Source organism: Tunturibacter psychrotolerans, from assembly GCF_040359615.1.
GTDB lineage: Bacteria > Acidobacteriota > Terriglobia > Terriglobales > Acidobacteriaceae > Edaphobacter > Edaphobacter psychrotolerans.
This window is the reverse complement of record NZ_CP132942.1, coordinates 2,934,089-2,954,316: the sequence shown is the minus strand read 5'-3', so window position 1 is coordinate 2,954,316 and position 20,228 is coordinate 2,934,089. Positions and strand designations below refer to the sequence as shown.

Sequence of the window (20,228 nt, the reverse complement as noted above, 5' to 3'; positions counted from 1 at the left end):
CGAGAACAATAACTGTGACGGACACAAAGCAACCAGGAGAAGACAACAATGATCGAGACACCGCGGATTGTTGAGACAGATACGCAGCCTGTGGCATTTCTTCATCTCACGGTTCCGACTTCGGAGATACAGAAGGTTATGATTCCGGGGTTGAACGAGGTGAAGGCTGCTGTGGCTGCGCAGGGAGTGACCGAGGCCGGGCCGTGGTTTACCCATCACCTGCGAGCTCCGAAGGACACGTTTGATTTCGAGATCTGTGTGCCGGTGGCCGCACCGATTAAGGCGTCGGGCCGGGTGCAATCTGGAGAGTGGCCTACGATGAAGGTGGCGAGGACCGTGTATCACGGCGACTACTCGGGCCTTGGCGGAGGATGGGGTGAGCTTGAGGCGTGGATCGCGAAGAGCGGATATAAGACGGGGGTCGATCTTTGGGAGAGATATCTTACGGGCACGGAGGTAGGGCCGGATCCGTCCAAGTGGCAGACGGAGTTGAACCGGCCGCTGGCTGTCGTCTGATTTGAGGAGCTTGAAAAAGTGTGTGTTCTAGTTGAGCGCAAAAAGAAATGCCCGGCATCCGCTTGATGCGGAGACCGGGCTTTTTTTGAGACCGAATGCTTCGTGACTATGCTTACTTGACTACGGACTGGAAGAGCGGCGAGGTGAGGAGGCTGGCAAACTGGCTGTCGGAAGAGGAGTAAGAGACGGTCAGAGTGCCTGCGTTCGAGTCGATGGTGGTCTGATCGAGAGCCGATTTCTCAAGCGGTGTACCTGAGTTTTTACGGAGGATCGAGACGCCCTTCATCAAGGTGGCTGCGGTGGCGGCGGTGAGAGTGTCGGACATGACGACGGCCATATCGAACTTGACGCCGTTCTGGAAGTCCATGGTGTAACGGCTGCTCTTCATGCGGTTCTTGACGGTGTCGTAGTCGGCGAGTTGCGAGGCGTCGCCGAGGACGCCCTTCATCATGGTCTGTGTGCCCTTGGCGTCGAGGAGACTCCAGACGGCCTTGGAGTCTACGACCGCCATCTCGTTGACCATGTCGCCGTTCGCAAGGAAGTTCGAGGTGATTCCGTCACGCGCATCCATCGCTTCCTTTACGGAATCCTTGTCGCCGAAGACCATGGTGGTCTGGTTGAGGAAGACGACGCTCATGCCGTTGGAGCCCATGGGATAAACGCTGTTGTTGCGGATCATGGTGGGCTTGATCTTGTTCTTGGTGAAGTTGGCCATGACTTCGCGGGTGTGGAACTGGCCCTGGGCGATGCCTACGATGCGGGTTCCCTCACCCTTCGAATCGCGGAAGGCGGCGAAGGCGAGGACGTCGGCGTCCGCGTCGACCTTGAGGCCGGAGCTTTTGAGGGCGGTCTCGAGGCGCTTGAGTTCGGGCGGGAGGACTCGGTCTTTGAGGTCCATGGCCGCGGGGGAGTTCTGCATGGCGCGATAGTCGACGACGATGAGCTGCTGAACTTCCTTGGGAGTGGCGGACTTGGCGTCGCTGGAGAGCTGTGCAGCGGAGGCGAAGTTGGGGGCCAACATGGTCGCCATAACTACGGCTGCGGTGAAGAGGGTACGCTTGGTTGTGTTCATAAATCCTTTTGCTCCTTGAGCTACTAGCAGTGTAGCTGCAATACCACCATTGTTCCGTGAATACGCGCTGGTTGCAAGACTGGATGAGACGAGTTCTGTTAGCAAGCTTGCTACTTTCGTGGTAGATGGGGTGATTTTGGAAGACCTAGTGCTGAGGCCACGCGATGGGGGAGTGAAGCCTGCGCTCTAGTACCTTTCCGTCTGGATCGAAGCCGCTTATTTGACGAACCCAATCTGAATCGGGCTCATAGGCGGCTTCGGGGATGAGGCCGATGAGCTCGGCTTCTTCGATGAGGACGCCGTGTCGCTGGGCGAGGTGCTGGACGGTGGCGTGGACGTGACGCATGGGAGTGAGGCGGAAGTCGGTGACGTTCATGCTGACCTGAGCGCGGCCGTTGGCGAGGACGGCGATGGCTTTAACGCCGTGGAGGCCACCGTTGGCGGCGCGGATGTCGCGGGCGATGGCTCGGGCGGCGGCGATGTCGGGCTGCTGGAGGTGGACGCTGTAGGCGATGAGGAAGCTGCGGGCTCCAACGGCGGAGGCTCCGGCGGTTTCGTGGAGTTCGGGGCCGCCGATGTCGGGACGGCGAGTGGCGTCGCGGAGGGCGGCGTCGCGGAGACCTTCAAACTGGCCGCGGCGGACGTCTTCGAGGAGGACGCGGTCGGGGCGGGCGGCGGCTGCTCCGTAGAAGTAGACGGGAACGCCGTAGCGGCGCCAGATGAGGAGGCCGGCCTGGCGGGCGAGGACGGCGCAGTCGGCAAGGGAGGCTCCGCTGACCGGGATGAAGGGGATAACGTCGGCGGCGCCGATGCGGGGATGTACGCCGTTCTGGGTGGTGAGGTCGATGAGCTCGGCGGCTTTGCCTGCGGCGAGGACAGCGGCTTCGACGATGCCGGTGGGCGAGCCGGCGAGAGTGACGATGGAGCGATTGTGTGCGGTGTCGAGGGACCAGTCGAGCAGGCGCACGCCTTCGACCTGCGTGGCGGCGACGATCTTTTCGACTTTGGCGGCGTCGGTGCCTTCAGAGAAGTTGGGGACGCACTCGATGATGGCTTCTGGATTCATTTCAACTGCTGCTCGTGCGTGATTCGCGGCTTATTGTAAGAGTTATTTCCACCAGGTGTAGCCGAGGGAGAATTGAACGCTGGCGTTGACGCCGGGGTTGCGGTCTCCGAGGGAGGCGCTGGAGATGTGGACGCCGTTGGCGCTGAAGTCGATGGAGCGGCGCGGGCGGAGGAAGTAGTGCAGGCCGATGCCGCCTTGGGGGGTGAAGTTGAAGACGCTCGCGTCGGCGTATTTGCCGTCGTTTTGTGAGTTGTAGGGTGGACCGCCGAAGGCTGGGTACTTGTGGTTGGTCCAGAGAAGGCCGCCTGCCGCTTGTCCCCAGAAGGAGAACTTTTTGGTGCCGATGACGTTCCAGCGAAGGATGATCGGGGTGACGGAGGCTCCGGTGAAGGTGCCGCCTACCGTGTAGAAGGGGGTGCACTGCTCGGGGGTGCCGGGCGGGTTGGTGCAGAAGGGGCGCTGGAATATGGGTGTGTAGGACTGCCAGAAGGGGAAGGCTTCGACGGCGTACTCGAAGTTGCCGCGGAGAGGGCCGTGGCCCACGTTGCCTGTGAGGACTTTGCCGGCGTGGACGCCTGCCATGATGAACTTGAAGTCATCGCGGTTTTCCGTGAGGCCAAAGCCGCCCTGGACGATGGCGCCGATCTCGAGGGGCTGGTGGCCTTTGGGATCGAGGAAGGGGTTGTTCTCGTTTGTGACGACTGCCTGGCCGGAGGAGGGGCGAGTAGCGGCGAGCAGGAGGGCGATTGCCCAGAGGGTGGTCGCGCCAATGCGTGCGATTTGCTTGATCACTTAGATCTCCGATGTTGGTGGCAGAAGAAGGCCGCCGGTGAACGGCGGCCGTTTGGGGCTTAGCTACCGTAGTTGATTAGTGGCTGGCGTTGGCTACCGCAGCTTCGTCGAAGTCGAAGTTGGAGTAGACATTTTGCGTGTCGTCCAGATCTTCGATGGTTTCGAGGAGGCGGATCATGGCGTTGGCCTGACTGCCTTCGAGCTTGGTGTAGGTCGAGGCGATCTTGGTGACCTCGGCGTGCTCGGGGGTGATCTTTGCGGCCTTGAGGGCTTCGGTTACGGCTTCGAAGTCCTTGGGGTCGCAGAGGACTTCCCAGTTTTCACCTTCGTCGGAGAGGTCTTCGGCACCGGCATCGAGGACGATCTCGGTGAGCTTGTCTTCAGATGCCGTTGATTTGGCTACGGTGATGACACCCTTCTTGGTGAACATCCAGGAGACGGAGTTGGATTCGCCGAGGTTGCCACCGTTTTTTGAGAATGCGTGGCGGATCTCGCTGACAGCGCGGTTCTTGTTGTCGGTGAGGACGTCGACGATGAGGGCTACGCCGCCGGGGCCATAGCCCTCGTAGGTGATCTCTTCGTAGCTGACACCTTCGAGTTCACCGGTTCCGCGCTGGATGGCGCGCTTGATGTTGTCGGCGGGCATGTTCTCGGCCTTGGCGGCGGCGATGGCGCCACGGAGGCGGGGGTTGCCGTCGGGATCCCCTCCGCCGGTCTTGGCGGCGATGGTGATTTCCTTGATGAGGCGGGTGAAGATCTTGCCGCGTTTAGCGTCTGTTGCGCCCTTTTTATGCTTAATTGTCGCCCATTTTGAGTGGCCGGACATGGACTACCTCGGTGTTGATTTTGCGTGTGCCTACGATCTGTTGCGGGCTTGCGCGACCTTGTGATTTTAGCATGTTGGAGGGGGAGAGCATGCAGCCGGCTGGGAAAGCGGTTCGCGCTGACGCGCGAATGCCCACATCTCAAAATCGAGATATGGGGCACCGGCTGGAACTGAGCGCCTGTTGCTGTGTGGTGTAACTGTTTCGGTCGCGGGCGAGTCCTATTAGGTGATCGGGCAGAGTCCGGTTCGAGGGTTGGAATGAGATGTTTGTGGGGACGGACTACTGTACTGATGTGTGTGTGCCTGACGTTTCTCTGGCCTTGCTGCATCGGATGCGCACAGGATTCAGGGCGGCATTGGAGGAAAGAGCAGGTCGTCGCTTCTCAGAGTTTTGTGGAAGGCGGGAGCACGATTCAGGTGGACTTTGCGGCGGGAGATCTTGATCTGTCGCACTCCGACATTGTGACGTGGGTGCAGGCTTCGGCGCATTCGGTTGCGGTGTACTACGGTAGGTTTCCGGTGGCACGGGCTCGGGTGGTGATTGAACCGATTGCAGGCGACTCCGATTCGATTCATGGAACCACGTGGGGTGGGATGGGCGGCTTCCCTGCTGTGACACAAATCCGGCTGGCGCAGCATGCAACGAAAGACGACCTGAAGGATGACTGGGTGATGACGCATGAGCTTGTCCATACGGCTTTGCCGGATCTTCCGGATGATCAACATTGGATGGAGGAGGGGCTGGCGACGTACATCGAACCGATTGCGCGTGCGGGGACGGGCAGGTTGACCGAAGCCAGGGTGTGGGCCGAGTTTTTGCACGAGATGCACAATGGCGAGCCGGAGCGCGGCGATCGCGGATTGAATGAGACACCGACGTGGGGACGGACGTACTGGGGTGGTGCGATGTTTTGTCTGATGGCAGACGTTTCGATTCGACGTCAGACGAACGATAAGAAGGGGCTTAGAGATGCTCTGCGGGCGGTTGTGGATAGCGGGGGTGGAATCGATAAGGACTGGCCGCTGTCGCGTGTGTTGCAGATTGGGGATCGGACTACGGGGACGACTGTTTTGACGGATATGTATGCGAAGTGGAGCGAGAAGCCGGTGGATGTGGATTTGCCTGCGTTATGGAAGGAATTGGGCGTGAGTGCGGGGCCGAATAATGGAGTTGTGTTGGATGCGAAGGCTCCGTTGGCTGCGGTGCGGGAGTCGATTAGTGCGTCGAGATGACAGATTGTAGAGGAATGTCGAAAGCAAAACATATCTCAACGGAATGGCAAGCCAATATTTCAAGTCCCAAAACCCGGATGCAGGGCTATCGAAGGTCCATGCTCACCTTCTCTGCGCCCGGTTCTTGAGGGAACCACTTTTCCGAAATAACAATGTTCGCACGAACTTCTTTCACTCCGTCGGCCAGAGTAGGGCTCAAACTCGATCGAGCCTGATCTGAAAGGGGTAAGAGAGTTATACTCCCCATGCTCGTCGCATCTTTATAGACAAAATCAAATCCACTCGCGGGATCACCACGCCTTGAAAGAATCGTCGCCCCATTGCGGGCGAGTTGCGCAACCACGTCCCCGCTCAGCGCGGTCATCAGCGGGGTGCGCATGTTGCTTTGGACTGAAAACGAGGAATCAATCTTCCGTTCGTTAGTCACGAACTTCGACCCCGCACCTGAGCCAATTCCGTCCCCCATGGAAAGCGCGTCTTTCTTGAAAGCAAATGATTCGATGACAGGTCTCGGCGAGTAATTCCGGAGGAATGAGCTTTCGTGCTCCACGCTTGGAGAGTACCTGTATCGTAGGTGGCTAATGACCGCAACCGGGATTATCACACCAACCAGACAGATAGGGACTATAACCGCAGACAAGCGAGTCTTCATCGCACCTCTCAACCACTTTATCCTCCATCACAATAGTCCTTCACGACTCTCCTGGGAAGTCAGATTTTGGCAAGCTCAAAATCTGGACGTTGACCAACTAGACGCAGTTGGCGCACTTTTTTGAAGTTTGGTTTGGTCTGGACCAAAAACAGACAAGATTGCTGTGATATTCAGAAGGCGGAGGCGAAACGCGGGGGTCTCTCCACTGCGCTACTCACGATGAGGACGTGAGTAGCTTCGGTCGAGATGACGAGTTTGCGGGATAGAAAACAAACGCGGATCCCCTTCGGGGATGACAACCAGAAAGGCAACGGCAATTGCAAAGGCAATGACAACGGCAAGGACTGCGGGAGTTAGAGCAGTTCGGGGGCTAGGAGGTCGCGCATGGTTTCGCGGCGGCGGATGAGTTTTGTGATGTCTCCGTCGATGAGGATTTCTGCGGGACGGGGGCGGGAGTTGTAGTTGGAGGTTTGGGACATACCATAGGCTCCGGCGTCGAGGAGCAGGACGAGGTCGTTTGGTTTGACCGGCGGGAGGGTGCGGTCGCGGGCGAAGAAGTCGCCTGATTCGCAGACGGGACCTACGATGTCGGCGGTGAGAGTGGACTTCCCTGTTGGCTGTTTGATGGGGATGATCTCGTGGTGCGCGTGGTAGAGCGCGGGGCGGATGAGATCGTTCATGCCGGCGTCGGTGATGATGAAGGTTTTTGTGCCGTTCTTTTTGACGTAGAGGACGCGGGTAAGGAGCGCGCCTGCTTGCGCGATGATGAAGCGGCCGGGCTCGAGGAGGAGATGGGCTGATTCTTCGCCGAGACTTTTGGTGAGGGCGGCGGCGTATTTTGCAACTTGCTTTGCGGGATCGAAGGCTGTTGCGCCGTAGTCGACGCCTAGGCCGCCGCCTGCGTCGACGTAGCGGATGTTGTGGCCGTCCTTGCGCAGATCGGCGATGAGGCTGGTGACTCGGGTGAGCGCGGCGGCGAAGGGATCTACTTTGCGGATCTGCGAGCCGATGTGGACGGAGACGCCGGCGGGGTCGAGCCACTTGGTTTTTTTTGCGCTGCGATAGATGGCGCGGGCGGCTTTGATGTCGATGCCGAACTTGTGCTCGCTGAGGCCGGTGGAGATGTAGGGGTGGGTTTCGGCGAAGACGTCGGGGTTGACGCGGAGGGCGAAGGGGGCGACTTTGTTGCAGGCTTCGGCGCGGGCGGCGAGGAGGTGGAGCTCGGCTTCGGACTCGACGTTGAAGAGGAGGATGTCGGCGTTGAGGGCCGCGTCGATCTCCCAGATCTGTTTGCCTACGCCGGAGAAGACTACTTTTTTCAGTGCGGGCTTGTGAGCTTTGCGGACGCGTTCGAGTTCGCCGCCGGAGACGATGTCGAAGCCTGCTCGCTGCTTTGCCAGGAGGCGCAAGATGGCGAGGGAGGAGTTTGCTTTGACGGCGTAGCAGATGGTGTGGGGACGGCTGGCGAAGGCTTCTGCGAAGAGTTGGAAGCGATGGGAGATTTGTTGCGCAGAGTAGACGTAGAGCGGGGTGCCGTGTTCGGCGGCAAGGGAGGTGAGGTCCGCTCCGTCGCAGTGGAGGAGACGATTGCGGTAGGCGAATGGGCGAGGGCTGGGTTGTGTTTCAGGCGGAGGGGCGGCGATCTTTTTGGGCAAGATTTAGGTGCTCTTTGCGGGAAGGGCGTAGGGGGCTTCAGGGATGATGACCCAGGCGGCGATGTAGGCAATGGCGCCGACGCCAGTGAGGACGATCATGAGAGCTGTAAGGACGCGGACGAGATTGAGATCCCAGCCGTAGTGGAGAGCGAAGCCAGCGCAGACTCCGGCGATCATGCGGTTGTGGCGCGGGCGGGTGAGCTGCCCAGTGTTTGGGTAGTTGCCCATGGGAGGCGGAACAGCGGCAGCTGGTGCGCCGCAAGCCGTACAGAAACGGGAGGAAGGATCGACTTTATTGCCACATTGGGTGCAGAACATGAGCGTCTCCGAGAGCTTCTATTTTGCCATACGCTCTCTGAGATTGAATACGTAGAGCTGGGGTTGCCGGTTCCAGTGTGAGTCGGCAACCCGCCTGTGTTGCTAACGATTTAGCTGTTGGGAGAAGAAGTCGGCCATGTAGCCGTAGGCCTCTTTTGTCTCGGGGAGGCTTATGTCGTTCCAAAAGGCGTGAGGGAGAGCCTCGAAGACGATAAGTTGGGCGCTGTCGCCACTGCGTAGGAAGGCGCGGTGGAGGATGGTGGTGCCGCTGAGTAGTTGGTCGCGGGTGCTTGTGATGAAGAGGGTTGGGGGCATGCCGTGGAGGTTGGCGTGAAGGGGCGAAAGGACGGGATCTTTGGGGTCGGTGGTGCCGGTGTACTCGGTGTTGCGGGGCTGGGTGCCGGCGACGGGCAGGCTTCCGGTGAGGCCGCGTAAGGCGTACATGGCCTGGGAGTCTGTCGTCTGGCTAAGGTCGCCCATGCCGGAGAAGATGCCGAGCGCGCCGGGGAGGGGGAGGTTGAGTTGTTTGAGGCGGACGGCTACTTCGACGGTGAGGATGGCTCCGGCAGAGGTGCCGTAGAGGGCGATGTGGGAGGGCCTGTAGGTCTTGAGGAGGTCGCGATAGACGGCGATGGTGTCGTCGAGGGCGGCGGGAAAGGGGTGCTCGGGCGCGAGGCGGTAGAGGACGGAGACGACGCGAGTGTGGGTGAGGTTGGCGATGGGGATGGATTCGGTGAAGGAGCCGGAGTCGGCGTTGAAGCCGCCGCCGTGGACATTGATCAGGACGCGGTCGGGATGCTGGGGAGTTTCGTCGAGAGGGAGGACGTTGCGGACGGGCACGCCAGCGATGGTGAGGGATTCGATCTTGACTGGATAGTCTTTTAGGGAGGTTTCGCCGGCGTGAGTCTGCCAGGTGTCGGTAGAGGTGCGGCGTTCGGCGAGGGTCTGGTTTTCGGCTCCGTCAGGGCGGCGGAGGGAGGCCTGGGCTTCGGGGCTGATGGTGGTGGGGACGGGGATGACGCGGGTGATGTGCGCGTTCCCGTTCTCATCGAGGACGCTGGAATTGGTTTGCGGGGGTTGCTGCGCGTAGAGGGTTGCGGTGAGTGCGAGGGCGACGGAGGGAAGATGGCGATGGAGTCGCATGAGTGGGATAAGGCTAGCAGGATTTGCGGGGATGAGTGTGGGGGGTTCGTGGCAGAGAACTTGCGCTACCGCTTGCTTCGCAGCGCTTGTCCTGCCGGACGGGCCCACTGCGCGTGGAGCGGCCACTTCGTGGCGGGTATACCGTGCCTTATTTTCCGACGTAGGGGGTCTTGAGGTAGCGGTGGGCGGCGTCGGATTGAGATTGATCACCTCCGCCAGCAGAGGCGAGTTGGTACTGCTCGGTTGCTTCGGCGCGCTTGTGGAGGAGGTCGAACATTTCGCCGGCGTTGAGTTGAGCTCGGCGACGGATCCAGTCGCTGCATGTGGGCTGGGCGGCGGCCTGAAGGTAGTTTTGCGCGGCTTCAGCGATTTGGTTCTGGCCACGTTCTGTGTCGGCGAGGCCGAAGTAGGTCATGTGGAGGCGCGGCTCAACGAAGTAGCGAGGATCTTGCGCGTCGGCGAGGATGGCGCGGTAGAGAGCGATGGCACCGGGTCCATTCCCGGAGTCCTTGGTGAGGTTCGCGACCTCGAGGCGGAAGAGATAGTCGTGAGGGTATTGGTCGGCGAGACCCTTTTGAACGACGATGGCTTCTGCGTAGCGGGCATCGTGGCGCAGGAAGAGCGAGAGCGCGGTACGGGATTCGATGGGAGTGACGATGCCGTGAGCAGCTGATTCGCGGAGAAGGTCGAGGCCTTTTTCTTTGTTGCCTCCTACTCCAGCGATGCCGACGAGCATCCGGACGAGACGGGGTAGGCTGGCGACGGCGAACTGCTGGATGCCCATGGCCATCTTGGCGTCGGCATACTGGGGATCGATTTTGAGAGTGGCTTCGCTGTCGTTGCGCGAGGCCAGGCCCTGGCGGGCTGCTGCGACGAAGCTGTGATCGCAGAGGGTAATGAAGGCGGCGTGCATGCCGCGAGCGTATCCGCGGGCGAAGTAGGCGTTGGCGTCGTTTGGATTGGCTTTGATTTGCTGATCGGCGAGGGCGACGGCAGAGTTGGTCAGGGATTCGATGCGGTCGCGAACGGGCTGAGGGACGGGCACATTGCGTTTTGAGGTGAGGAAGGAGTCGTGGGCGTAGTAGGTGGTGTCGAGTAGGTCCTGACGATAGAGTTCGCGGAAGACGATGGTGAGGAGCACGTTGCCGATGGCGATGGCGCTTTGCGGGTGGGTTCGCTGGACTGCTTCGAACCGTGAGAGAGCAGCTTCGTAGTCGAGGGCATAGAAGTGTTCGAAGGCGTCGCGGGCCTCGGGGGTGAGGTTGACGGGGTCGGTGTGGGCTGCAGGGTTATAGGTCTGCGAGTTGGCTGTGGCTGCCAGCAGGAAGGCGAGAAAAAAACTGAACGGTTTCACGCTGCGTTTTATGATTCTTCTCCGGGCCTGGAGTTCAAAGCACTGAAGACTTGATGCCTTCTCATACAGATTACGACTCAGTGAGCACGTCTGAGGTAGGTTACACGGAATTGGACGCGCGTCATGGCAGACTGTACCCTGTGGGCACCGGAAGTTGGCGAGAGCCGCGGTATCTTCCTACAGAGTGAAACGAATTTTATGACACGGGTCGAGTTGCTTCAGTTGCTGGTCGGGCAGGCGCGCACTAACGGGTTCGAATTTCGTAGATGGTATGTGGGGAAGCTGGGTTTGCCCTGGCAGAACGCTCGCCACGCGGTGGAGATGCTGGCGGCGGAGCGGCGTTATTATGCGCTGCTTTTCTCCCATGAGTTTGCATCGAGCTTCTGGAAGCCGGGCCAGCTGATGACGTTTCAGGTTCCGATGCAATCGTTCACCCGCAGGATGAAAGATGGCTCGATTGGGACGGTGCAACGCAAGGGGTACACGCGGCGGAGTGCACGCGAGGATGCGTGGCTTTATCACCTGAAAGAGATGGCAGCGGCCGAGGAGCCGCTTCGATATATGCGTCGCTACCTGCGGGTTGAGGACGATCTGGAAGAAGAAGAGGTTGAGAGTGTGCTCGGTGAGTCGGAGGGGTAAGTTAGGCGGCTAGTGAGCGATTGAGGTGTGCTCAGTGAGTTGGGCGTTCGATCGGCGATAGGTTGTGGGCTTTGCGGATGGCGAGAATTTGTTTGAGGTGATGCTCGCCGTGGATGAGTTGAAATCTTCTCCACTGGTTGACGTTAAGTGGTCCCAGGGACATGTGGCTGGCAAACCGGCAAGTGGTCCCGAAGAGCTCTTCGGCTTCAACACATAACAGATCGAGATGGGCCAGATGTTCGCCGGCTGCGGTGGTGAGTTCTTCTCCGCAGAGCGGGTGGTCTGTGACAGCAGGCGTGACCAGAGGCGGGGCCTTGCGTCCATGCGGAAAGTAGCCGAGGTGGATGAGAGTGTACTGGGCCATATGCTGCGGGACGCTGGGCTTTGCGCGGGTGGGTGTTCGCTTGGTCAGGCGCGCGTTCAACGCCATCTCGGTGCCGGAGTAGCTGAGCAGAAGGTGTTCCATAATCTGCTGAATGGTCCACTTGTACGGGCGCGCGGGTGGCTGGAGCTGGGTCTGGGCGGCGTCAAGTCCGTCGAGGCAGAAAGCTATCTCGCGTTGGAGACGATGGAGGGTGGTGTTCATAAGCAGGATCACGTTACACCGCTTGCAGGCGCGACGGCTAGTGTTCTCTGCGGGAGTTGTGCGAGGGTTCAGGATGTAGGACTACTTGAGTTCATCCAATGCTCTACGGGCTTCCTTGGCCTTTTCGCCGTCGGGGTCAAGTTTGAGGTAGGTCTGGAACTCCGCGATTGCTTCGTCTTTCTTCTTCATCTTTTGCGCGATCTCGCCGAGAGCGTAGTGCGCGGCTGAGTAGTCGGGCTGGGTTTTGACGGCGTCCTGGGCGCGGAGATAGGCGCCCTTCAGGTTGTCGTCGCGCATGTAGAACTTGGCGACTCGCAGGTCTTCGTCGACGCGCTCGTCGTCGGTCTGGACACGCTGGACTTTCGGGAGTTTGCGATGGACGGAACTACCCTCGGTGCCCGGTTTGGGCATGTCGGTGTCGGGGACCTCGGGATCTGTGCCGCTGGAGCTGCTACTGTCGCTATTGCTACTCCCACTGCTACTGCTGGAATCGTCTCCGGGGAGAGCGGGAGTGGGTGTTGTTGGGAAGGGGTGGTCGGCTGCGGCGGAAGAAGGCGTGGTGGCGGAGCCTGGCGAGTCGGGTGGTGGGGCTGCTGGCTTTACGGGGGCGCCGGGGAAGGGGAACTGTTCGGCGGTTGAAGGTTTTTTTGCCGGTGGCGGGCATGGTGCGGATGGTTGAGAGGCGTTCTGGCATGGGGCTGGTGGGTTTTGCGCGGGCGCAGTCTGTGCGTGGCAGGCCGCGGAGAAGAGGAAGGCGGCGAGCGATGCGCGGATTCTAAGGCCGATTGCCATAGGGATTCAGAGTTCCTGTTCGATACTTTGACGATGTTGCGCGGAGGTTTGTTATAGTCAGCTGACCCAGGCCGCTTCCCTGCCTCTATTTTATTTGATGGAACTTCTTTGACTATGGTTGATGGACTCATTATTCGTTCTTCGTCGATTCATGCGGCGGGCTGCTATACAACTCGGGCTATAAAAAAGGGCAAGCGGGTCGTCGAGTATGACGGGCCAAGATTCACCAAAGACGAGGCGGATGAGCGATATCAGGACCGTGATATTACCTATCTGTTTAGCTGTGGGGAGAATGGGCTGGTGATCGATGGATTCGGGACGGCGATGTTTATCAACCACTCGTGTGACCCGAACTGCGAGTCGGAGAATGTGGACGGGCGGGTGTTTGTCGTTGCGATCCGGGACATTGCGGCTGGGGAGGAGCTGACGTATGAGTACAACCTCTACGACAGTGACGATGAAGAACAGAACTGCTATTGCGGGGCGACGCAGTGCAGAGGGACGATGTTCAGCGAGGCTGAGGTAAAACGGCGGGCTCGGAAGGCGGCGAAGGAAAACGGGAAAGGTCGGTCGGGAAGAAGAGTAGAGGTCGGCTAGCACCAAGCGGATTTGAGGATGTGCACTACCTTTTGGAGATTGCCACGGTTGACTTTAGAGCCATCGACGCACGCGATTCCGGTAGGACATCCACTCGCGGCCAAATTCGTGCGCGAGTTGTTTTTCCTCTCGCCGAATCATGAGATCCACAAAGATGAGGTTGATGGCCGTGAGAACGATTCCGGCCGGCGATCCGAGAAACAAGACAGATCCAAGGAATATGAATAGATTTCCACCGAGATAGAGCGGATTTCTTGAGTAGCGGAAAGGGCCTGTCGTAATCAGCTTCTTCTGGGGCACCAGCGAAATGACTTTCATGCGCTGCTCGTAGAAGTGGAACGCCGCCCATACTCGCACGAGAAAACCGATGACTAGAAATAACCAGGCTGCGGCTGTGGTAAAGACAGAATGAAAGCCGGTTATGCCCAGAAAGGAATCGATCTTTCGTCCGAGAAAAGCAAAACCGAATACGACCAGGACTACTCCAAAATTATGGAGAAGACTTTTGAGAAGATTGACTGTTTTCGTCATTTGCACTCCCTGAAGGGGCTTGGTGTGCCTGCTCGCGATACGACGATACAATAGGGAAAGTGGGGCTGGTGGCATCGCTATCGCGGCCTCATGCATAACGCACGATTTCTCAATACCAGACTTCAGCGGATCGATTGTCTCTTTCTATGGCTTATCAGGTTCTTGCAAGGAAATACCGGCCTCAGCGTTTCGCAGATGTTGCGGGACAGGATCACGTGACCGTGACGTTGATGAATGCGTTGACGCAAGGTCGGATAGCGCACGGATATATCTTCAGCGGACATCGCGGCATCGGGAAGACGACGATTGCACGCATCCTGGCGATGGCGTTGAACTGCCGGAATGCCATTGGTTCGGCGGTGCGGCCGACGGCAGAGCCCTGCGAGGTGTGCGAGAGTTGTACGGAGATCAGGGCGGGTAATGCGGTCGATGTGATTGAGATCGATGCCGCGACCAATCGTGGAATCGACGAGATTCGTGAGCTGCGGGATGCGGCGCGGTATCGGCCGGCGCGGGATAAGTACAAGATTTACATACTCGATGAGGCGCACCAGATTACGGATGCGGCGTTCAATGCGCTGCTGAAGACGTTGGAGGAGCCGCCGGATCATATTGTCTTCATGATGGCGACGACACAGCCGGAGGATATTCCACAGACGGTGCGATCGCGATGCCAGCACTTCAGCTTTCATGCGGTGAAGCTGGTGGATATTCTGGGTGAGTTGCGCGGGATTGCTGAGCGGGAGGGTGTAGACGCGGATGATGCTGCGCTGAGTCTACTCGCGGAGGCTGGCGATGGGTCGATGCGCGATGCGCTTTCGATTATGGACCAGGCGATTGCGAGTGCGCCGGTCGAAGATGGACGGGCAAGGCTGGATGCGGGACAGATTCGGGAGCTGATGGGGACGGTTCCGAACGCTGTGTTTGAACGGATTCTCGAGGCGGTGGATGGGAATCGCAGCGCTGAGGTGATTACGGTTGCAAATCAACTGCTGGATGCGGGAAATTCTCCGGCGCAGTTGGCGCGGCAGTTTGTGCGGTACCTGCGGAATACGGTGATTGCGAAGATTGCCGGTATCGGCGTGGATGGCGCGGGCGCAGATGGGGTTGCGGGTGAGCTGCTGCAGATCTCGGCGGACGAGCAGCGGCGCGCGGGGCGGTCGGCTGCACTGTTCAGCGAAGAGGAATTGACCAGATTTCTGCAGGTGATGTTGAAGACGTTCGATGAGTTGGGATATAGGCAGGAGCAGCGGTTTCACTTCGAGCTGGGCTTACTGAAATTGGTGCATCTGCGGCGGCTTTTGCCGATTGAAGCGGTGTTGAGTCAGTTCCCTGTTACCGGCGCCGCAAGGCCCGGCCCAGGTGTGGCAACAGCGAAGACGGTGAGTGCGCCTGCTGCTGCGCCAACGAGGAATCCGGTGAGCGGAGCTGCAACGGCACGCGTGCTGGAGACGAGTGCGACGGTAGCGAGTGCGAGACCGGCGTTTTCTCCCTTTGAAAAGGACCAGAGTAGAAATCGGTTTGATGAGAAGGCTGTGGTGGCAGCGCCGATTGTGGTTCCTCTTGTTCCAGTTGCGATTCCTGTTGTTCCAGTTGCGGCTCCGGTTGTACCGATCGCGGCTCCGATGCCGTTGCCTGCCGCAGTGCCTATGCCGGTTTCTGTTGCGACGCCTGCGGAGATGGTGCTGACGGACGGTGATGCGAAGGGCGCTGCGTTGCTGGAACTGGGGGATATGGCGGAGACGGAGATTGCAACATTGCAGGCCGTTGCAGAGGTGGAGGGCTCAGAGAGTCGTTCGAATGTGCAACCAGTTGCGTTACATTCTGCGGAGGAGTTGCAGAGGGTGGCCGTTGATACTTTGTTGGCGGCGAAGAACCAGGCGACGCCGGCGGATGCTTTGGCGGATGCAGAGTGGACTGTAACGGAAGGCGAGGTCCGGGTGCAGACCGAACTGTCGAAGACGATGCTGCCGTTAGTGATCAATCCCGAGGTGGAGAAGTTGGTGAAGGCTGCGCTACGGGAGGCTGATGCTCGGGCATTGAAACTGGTGTTGCTGCCGGGCGTGAAGAACGCTGCCAATGCGAAAAAACCGCGGGCAGTGAAAAGTGGGAGCGTCCAAGCGAAGGCTATGGAGCATCCAATAGTGCAAAGGGCTCAGACGTTGTTCAACGCCGAGATTCGAAATGTGATCGATCTGCGGGACAACGACTAGCTACTCGTAACAGCACTGGAGATAGTGATGGATTTTTCTGATCTCGGAAAGATGAAAGAGATGATGGGGCAGGCGAAGCTGATGCAGGAGCAGATGGAGAAGAAGCTCGCTGCGACGGTGGTCGAGGCTTCGAGCGGCGGTGGCGTGGTGACCGTGCGGATGAACGGCAAGAAAGAGCTTCTGCGGGTAAAGATCGAGCCGACCGCGATGGGGAGTTCCGCGAGCGATCTGGAGTTGTTGGAGGATCTGATTGCAGCAGCGGTGAATGAAGCGGGGCGACGTGCGGATGAGGCGATGAAGTCGAGCGTGCAGGGAATGATGGGTGGGTTGGGTCTGCCGGATCTACCGGGGTTGGGATAAGTGGCTGGTCCGTTTGGCTCTACCCCGAATCGTTTTGCGCAGCCAATGTCTCGGCTGATTGAAGAGTTGAGGAAGCTGCCGGGAATTGGGAGCAAAAGCGCGCAGCGGCTGGCGTTTCATGTGTTGCGATCGTCGGCGGAGGAAGCTGAGGCGCTGTCCGTGGCGATACGGGAGTTGAAGCTACACCTGCGACTTTGCTCGATCTGCAACAACATTACGGATGTTGATCCATGTGGGTATTGCACGAGTCCGGTGCGGAATCAGAGGCTGGTTTGCGTGGTGGAAGAGCCGACGAATATTGGGACGATTGAGAAGACGCGGAGCTACCACGGCGTGTATCACGTGTTGCATGGGACACTTTCGCCGATTGGCGGGGTGGGACCGGAGCAGTTGCGGATTGCGAATCTGCTGACTCGTTTGGCGGAGGTGGACGAGGTAATTCTGGCGACCTCGCCGACGACAGAGGGAGAGGCTACGGCGGGATATCTGGCGCTCGAGTTACGGAAGACGAAGGCCGATGTGAAGGTGACGAGAATTGCGACGGGAGTGCCAGCGGGGAGCGATATTGAATATGCCGATGAGGTGACGATGACGCGAGCGATGGAGGGGCGGCGCGAGTTTTAGCTGTTCCCTTTCGCGGCTTTTGACGCGGGTGGATCGTCTAACCTCTTGTACATGCATAGATAACCAAAGGGTGGTTCATGGGTCCGAGTGAAGTAGTTTCGCGGCGGCGTTTTCTGCGCCAGAGTTTTGCGTTCAGTGCGTTAGCTGGATTGGGTGCTTTGCCGTCGTTTGCGAGTTCGAAGCAGGCGGGTTCGGCGAATGGCGCGTCGCGGTTGCTGATGGTGGGCGATTGGGGATATGAGAACTTCGAGGCGCAGAGCCGTGTGGCGAAGGCGATGCAGGCGTATGTGCGCGTACAGGGATTCACGACCGAAGCGTTGATGATGCTGGGGGACAACTGGTATGGGCCGCTGCCAGGCGGTGTGAAGGATGTTCGCTGGCAGACGCAGTTTGAAGAGATGTATCCCAGGAGCGTGTTTGATTGTCCGGCGTATGCAATTGCGGGGAACCATGACTATCAGCGGATGCCGCAGAGTAAGGTCGCGGCGGAGCTGGAGTATGCGAGAGCGGGTGGGACGCGTTGGACGATGCCTTCGCTGTGGTACCGCTTTGAGTTTCCGGCGAAGAAGCCTTTGATGACTGTGATTGCACTGGATAGCAACATGCCTCACCCTGAAGGGCCGCAGGCTGCTGGGGTGAACTTTACTCTCACTCCGGAGCAGCAGGCCGAGCAGTTGACGTGGCTGGCGGCTGAGTTGGAAAAACCGCGGAAGACTCCGTTTCTGGTGGTGATGGGGCATCATCCGATTTTTTCGAATGGGCCGCATGGGGATCATAAGGTTTTGGTTCGGGATTGGGAGCCGTTGTTGCGGAAGCACAAGGTGCATCTGTATCTGGCTGGGCACGACCACGACATGCAGCATTTGGAATTTGAAGGGCATCCGACTTCGTTTGTTTTATCGGGTGGGGGTGGGGCCGATCTGTATCCACTGCTGATTGATGAGGCGGAGCGTGGGCCTTATGCGGCGCGCGTTTACGGGTTCAGCGATCTGGAAGTTACGGCGGAGACGCTGACTTTGCGGCATCTGGATGAGAAGGGACAGCTGCTTCATTCGTTTACGAAGAAGGCAGATGGAACGGTTACTGACATCTCATAAAGTGTTTGGCTGAGGTCTCACTCTGTCTCTCAAGGTCGCGTCCTGCTGGTTAGTGTTTTCCCTCCTCTGCGGATCGGCACCCGGTCAACAGGCAAACCAACCTTCGCAGATCGACTCATCGCTCACAAGAAAGATCGATGCTGTGATCAAGATCGCGGACGCGCTTCATCCCGGGATGACACGTGCCGACGTTCTGAAAAATTTCGCGACTGAGGGGGGAATCTCATTCCGCGAGTGGAATCACTATGTCTACAAGCGCTACCCTTACATCAAGGTGGATGTAACGTTTGTGATCGCTCCTGGTGAAGATTCGTTCAAAGAGGCTGAGTCGGATAAGGTCGCAACGGTATCCAAACCCTATCTTCAATTCCCCATCATGGATTAGTTCGTCGACGTCGGTTTGGTCGCCAGGTTGCCGCCGGTCATTTGGCTGGGTTGGTCGAGGTTTAGCAGGGACAGGATGGTGGGGGAGATGTCGCGTAGGCTTCCGCCTTCGCGGAGGGTTGGTTTGTTGCCTTCTTCGGTGACGTAGAGGAAGGGTACGGGGTTGGTGGTGTGGGCGGTGTGGGGGCCACCGGTGGCGGGGTCGATGAGCATCTCGGCGTTGCCGTGGTCGGCGGTGACGAGGAGCGAGCCGCCGCGTTGTTTGATGGCCTGATAGATGCGGCCTAGTTGGGTGTCCACGGTTTCGACGGCGCGGATGGTGGGTTCCATTTTGCCGGAGTGGCCGACCATGTCGGCGTTGGCGAAGTTGACGATGATGACGTCGAAGGCGGTGTCGTTGACGGCTTTGATGACAGCGTCGGCGATGCCTGCGGCGGACATCTCGGGGGCGAGGTCATAGGTGGCTACTTTTTGTGAGTCTATGAGTGCGCGGTCTTCGCCCGCAAATGGCTTTTCTATGCCGCCGTTGAAGAAGTACGTGACGTGAGCGTACTTTTCCGTCTCGGCTACGCGGAGGTTGCGGAGGCTGGCCTGCGACATGAGATTGGCCAGGAGATTGTCCATCGATTCGGCTGGGATGACGATGGGGAGCTTGAAGTTCTTGTCGTATTGCGTCATGCAGACGTAGTGGAGGTCGGCGGGGATGATGTTGAAAGGTATCTCCGCTTCGAGTTCTGTGGCTTTCGGGAGCGCAAGGCCCTGGCTGCCGATGGGGTCTGCGGTGAGGCCGGACTGGCGCGTGAGAACGCGGGTGATCTGGCGGGCGCGGTCGGCGCGGTAGTTGAAGTTGACGACTACGTCGTGGTCGCGGATGAGGCCGACGGGTGTGTCGTCCGTTGGGTTCATGCAGGTGAAGGGTGGGATGAACTCGTCGGTGATGCCGTTGTTGTAGAGCTCGCGGATCCGGGCGGTGGGGCCGTTATAGTGGCCTCCTTCGGGATGGCCGGTGACCATTGCGTCGAAGGCTGGTTTTTCCTTTTCCCAGCGACAGTCGCGGTCCATGGCGTAGTAGCGGCCACTGACACTGGACAGCAGGCCGACGTTGTACTCGTTGAACTTGCGGAGAAGATCCTCGATGTAGCCGAGGCCGCTGGTGGGCATGGTGTCGCGGCCGTCCATGAAGGCGTGGACGAATACGCGGGTGAGCTTGTGTTCGGCGGCCATGCGGAGGAGGGCGTAGAGGTGGCGCTGATGGGAGTGGACGCCACCGTCGGAGAGGAGGCCGATGAGGTGGAGTGCTCTTCCCTTCTGGGCGGCGAGTTCGTAGGCGCGGACCAGCGTGGGGTCGGTGTCGAGGGAGCCGTCGAGGATGGCGGTGTCGATGCGGGTCATGTCCATGCGGACGATGCGGCCGGCGCCGAGGTTGAGATGGCCGACTTCGCTGTTGCCCATCTGGCCGTCGGGCAGGCCGACGAAGTGTTCGCTGGCGCGGAGGAGGGTGTTGGGGTAGTCGCGGAGCAGAGCGTCGTAGGTGGGTTTGCGGGCCTGGGCGATGGCGTTGCCGTGGGTCTCGGCGCGGTAACCCCATCCGTCGAGGATGGTGAGGACGACTGGTGCTTTGGGCATGATGGCTTGGTTTCTCTCTGTCTTGTTCTGATGGTCAGAATATCAATATTGGCGAAGGTTCGTGGGCGGGAGAGGAAGCCGGCTTTCTCCACTCACTTATCGCTTCAGTCAGGGTCTGGTTGAGATGACATGGATTCGTTCGAAAGGACGTG

22 protein-coding genes are annotated in these 20,228 nt (G+C 59.1%); 9 read left to right on the top strand and 13 right to left on the bottom strand.

Annotated elements, in window-relative coordinates; translation table 11 throughout:
- Nucleotides 1-48: 48 nt before the first annotated feature.
- Nucleotides 49-516, top strand: coding sequence for a GyrI-like domain-containing protein (locus RBB77_RS12235; protein ID WP_353062038.1), 468 nt, complete (start codon nt 49-51; stop codon nt 514-516).
- 112 nt (nt 517-628) lie between these two features.
- On the opposite strand, the gene RBB77_RS12230 is transcribed toward RBB77_RS12235, so the two are convergent.
- The 4 genes from RBB77_RS12230 to RBB77_RS12215 all read right to left on the bottom strand — a co-directional run bounded on the left by RBB77_RS12230 (nt 629) and on the right by RBB77_RS12215 (nt 4,272).
- A complete protein-coding gene (locus tag RBB77_RS12230; RefSeq protein WP_353062037.1) occupies nt 629-1,588 on the bottom strand; it encodes a hypothetical protein in 960 nt (319 codons plus the stop codon).
- 145 nt (nt 1,589-1,733) lie between these two features.
- On the bottom strand, nt 1,734-2,654 hold the full coding sequence (gene ftcD / locus RBB77_RS12225; RefSeq protein WP_353062036.1) for a glutamate formimidoyltransferase: 921 nt from the start codon (nt 2,652-2,654) through the stop codon (nt 1,734-1,736).
- Nucleotides 2,655-2,696: 42 nt separating this feature from the next.
- Complete coding sequence (locus RBB77_RS12220; protein ID WP_353062035.1) at nt 2,697-3,446, bottom strand: acyloxyacyl hydrolase; 750 nt, start codon at nt 3,444-3,446, stop codon at nt 2,697-2,699.
- 76 nt (nt 3,447-3,522) lie between these two features.
- Complete coding sequence (locus RBB77_RS12215; protein ID WP_183980918.1) at nt 3,523-4,272, bottom strand: YebC/PmpR family DNA-binding transcriptional regulator; 750 nt, start codon at nt 4,270-4,272, stop codon at nt 3,523-3,525.
- A gap of 258 nt (nt 4,273-4,530) precedes the next feature.
- Between RBB77_RS12215 and RBB77_RS12210 the strand changes: the two genes are divergently transcribed.
- Nucleotides 4,531-5,505 carry a hypothetical protein gene (locus RBB77_RS12210; protein ID WP_353062034.1) on the top strand — a complete coding sequence of 325 codons (975 nt, stop codon included), beginning with the start codon at nt 4,531-4,533 and terminating at the stop codon, nt 5,503-5,505.
- Between the two features lie 85 nt (nt 5,506-5,590).
- Here the strand turns inward: RBB77_RS12210 and RBB77_RS12205 are convergent, their stop codons facing one another.
- The 5 genes from RBB77_RS12205 to RBB77_RS12185 all read right to left on the bottom strand — a co-directional run bounded on the left by RBB77_RS12205 (nt 5,591) and on the right by RBB77_RS12185 (nt 10,627).
- The gene (locus RBB77_RS12205; RefSeq protein ID WP_353062033.1) at nt 5,591-5,971 is read right to left on the bottom strand and encodes a hypothetical protein; all 381 of its coding nucleotides are present in this window, start codon (nt 5,969-5,971) and stop codon (nt 5,591-5,593) included.
- A 539-nt stretch (nt 5,972-6,510) separates the two neighbouring features.
- Nucleotides 6,511-7,812, bottom strand: coding sequence for a diaminopimelate decarboxylase (gene lysA, locus RBB77_RS12200; RefSeq protein WP_353062032.1), 1,302 nt, complete (start codon nt 7,810-7,812; stop codon nt 6,511-6,513).
- Between the two features lie 3 nt (nt 7,813-7,815).
- Nucleotides 7,816-8,130 (bottom strand): PspC domain-containing protein, encoded by a 315-nt coding sequence (locus tag RBB77_RS12195; RefSeq protein WP_353062031.1) that lies wholly within the window; start codon nt 8,128-8,130, stop codon nt 7,816-7,818.
- A 102-nt stretch (nt 8,131-8,232) separates the two neighbouring features.
- The gene (locus RBB77_RS12190; protein ID WP_353062030.1) at nt 8,233-9,483 is read right to left on the bottom strand and encodes an alpha/beta hydrolase fold domain-containing protein; all 1,251 of its coding nucleotides are present in this window, start codon (nt 9,481-9,483) and stop codon (nt 8,233-8,235) included.
- Nucleotides 9,422-10,627 carry a hypothetical protein gene (locus RBB77_RS12185; RefSeq protein ID WP_353062029.1) on the bottom strand — a complete coding sequence of 402 codons (1,206 nt, stop codon included), beginning with the start codon at nt 10,625-10,627 and terminating at the stop codon, nt 9,422-9,424. Before RBB77_RS12185 ends, RBB77_RS12190 begins: the two co-directional genes overlap by 62 nt.
- 198 nt (nt 10,628-10,825) lie before the next feature.
- On the opposite strand from RBB77_RS12185, the gene RBB77_RS12180 reads away from it, so the two are divergent.
- On the top strand, nt 10,826-11,266 hold the full coding sequence (locus RBB77_RS12180) for a hypothetical protein (protein WP_353062028.1): 441 nt from the start codon (nt 10,826-10,828) through the stop codon (nt 11,264-11,266).
- 31 nt (nt 11,267-11,297) lie between these two features.
- On the opposite strand, the gene RBB77_RS12175 is transcribed toward RBB77_RS12180, so the two are convergent.
- Together RBB77_RS12175 and RBB77_RS12170 are read right to left on the bottom strand one after the other, a co-directional pair.
- On the bottom strand, nt 11,298-11,852 hold the full coding sequence (locus RBB77_RS12175) for a DinB family protein (protein WP_353062027.1): 555 nt from the start codon (nt 11,850-11,852) through the stop codon (nt 11,298-11,300).
- Between the two features lie 81 nt (nt 11,853-11,933).
- Nucleotides 11,934-12,644, bottom strand: a complete 711-nt coding sequence (locus tag RBB77_RS12170; protein ID WP_353062026.1) for a hypothetical protein — start codon at nt 12,642-12,644, stop codon at nt 11,934-11,936.
- A 114-nt stretch (nt 12,645-12,758) separates the two neighbouring features.
- On the opposite strand from RBB77_RS12170, the gene RBB77_RS12165 reads away from it, so the two are divergent.
- Nucleotides 12,759-13,241, top strand: a complete 483-nt coding sequence (locus RBB77_RS12165) for an SET domain-containing protein (protein ID WP_353062025.1) — start codon at nt 12,759-12,761, stop codon at nt 13,239-13,241.
- Between the two features lie 54 nt (nt 13,242-13,295).
- Here RBB77_RS12165 and RBB77_RS12160 read toward each other — a convergent pair whose 3' ends face one another.
- Nucleotides 13,296-13,772: a methyltransferase family protein gene (locus RBB77_RS12160; protein ID WP_353062024.1), complete on the bottom strand. Its 477-nt coding sequence runs from the start codon at nt 13,770-13,772 to the stop codon at nt 13,296-13,298.
- Nucleotides 13,773-13,918: 146 nt separating this feature from the next.
- On the opposite strand from RBB77_RS12160, the gene dnaX reads away from it, so the two are divergent.
- The 5 genes from dnaX to RBB77_RS12135 all read left to right on the top strand — a co-directional run bounded on the left by dnaX (nt 13,919) and on the right by RBB77_RS12135 (nt 18,451).
- Nucleotides 13,919-15,985: a DNA polymerase III subunit gamma/tau gene (gene dnaX / locus RBB77_RS12155; protein ID WP_353062023.1), complete on the top strand. Its 2,067-nt coding sequence runs from the start codon at nt 13,919-13,921 to the stop codon at nt 15,983-15,985.
- A gap of 27 nt (nt 15,986-16,012) precedes the next feature.
- Nucleotides 16,013-16,345, top strand: a complete 333-nt coding sequence (locus RBB77_RS12150; RefSeq protein ID WP_353062022.1) for a YbaB/EbfC family nucleoid-associated protein — start codon at nt 16,013-16,015, stop codon at nt 16,343-16,345.
- Between the two features lie 45 nt (nt 16,346-16,390).
- Nucleotides 16,391-16,969: a recombination mediator RecR gene (gene recR / locus RBB77_RS12145; protein ID WP_353062021.1), complete on the top strand. Its 579-nt coding sequence runs from the start codon at nt 16,391-16,393 to the stop codon at nt 16,967-16,969.
- A 77-nt stretch (nt 16,970-17,046) separates the two neighbouring features.
- Entirely contained in the window at nt 17,047-18,066 is a 1,020-nt protein-coding gene (locus RBB77_RS12140; RefSeq protein ID WP_353062020.1) for a metallophosphoesterase, read from the top strand.
- 142 nt (nt 18,067-18,208) lie between these two features.
- A complete protein-coding gene (locus RBB77_RS12135; protein WP_353062019.1) occupies nt 18,209-18,451 on the top strand; it encodes a hypothetical protein in 243 nt (80 codons plus the stop codon).
- On the opposite strand, the gene gpmI is transcribed toward RBB77_RS12135, so the two are convergent.
- Nucleotides 18,448-20,076, bottom strand: coding sequence for a 2,3-bisphosphoglycerate-independent phosphoglycerate mutase (gpmI, locus tag RBB77_RS12130; protein WP_353062018.1), 1,629 nt, complete (start codon nt 20,074-20,076; stop codon nt 18,448-18,450). The genes RBB77_RS12135 and gpmI overlap by 4 nt on opposite strands.
- Between the last annotated feature and the right edge of the window lie 152 nt (nt 20,077-20,228).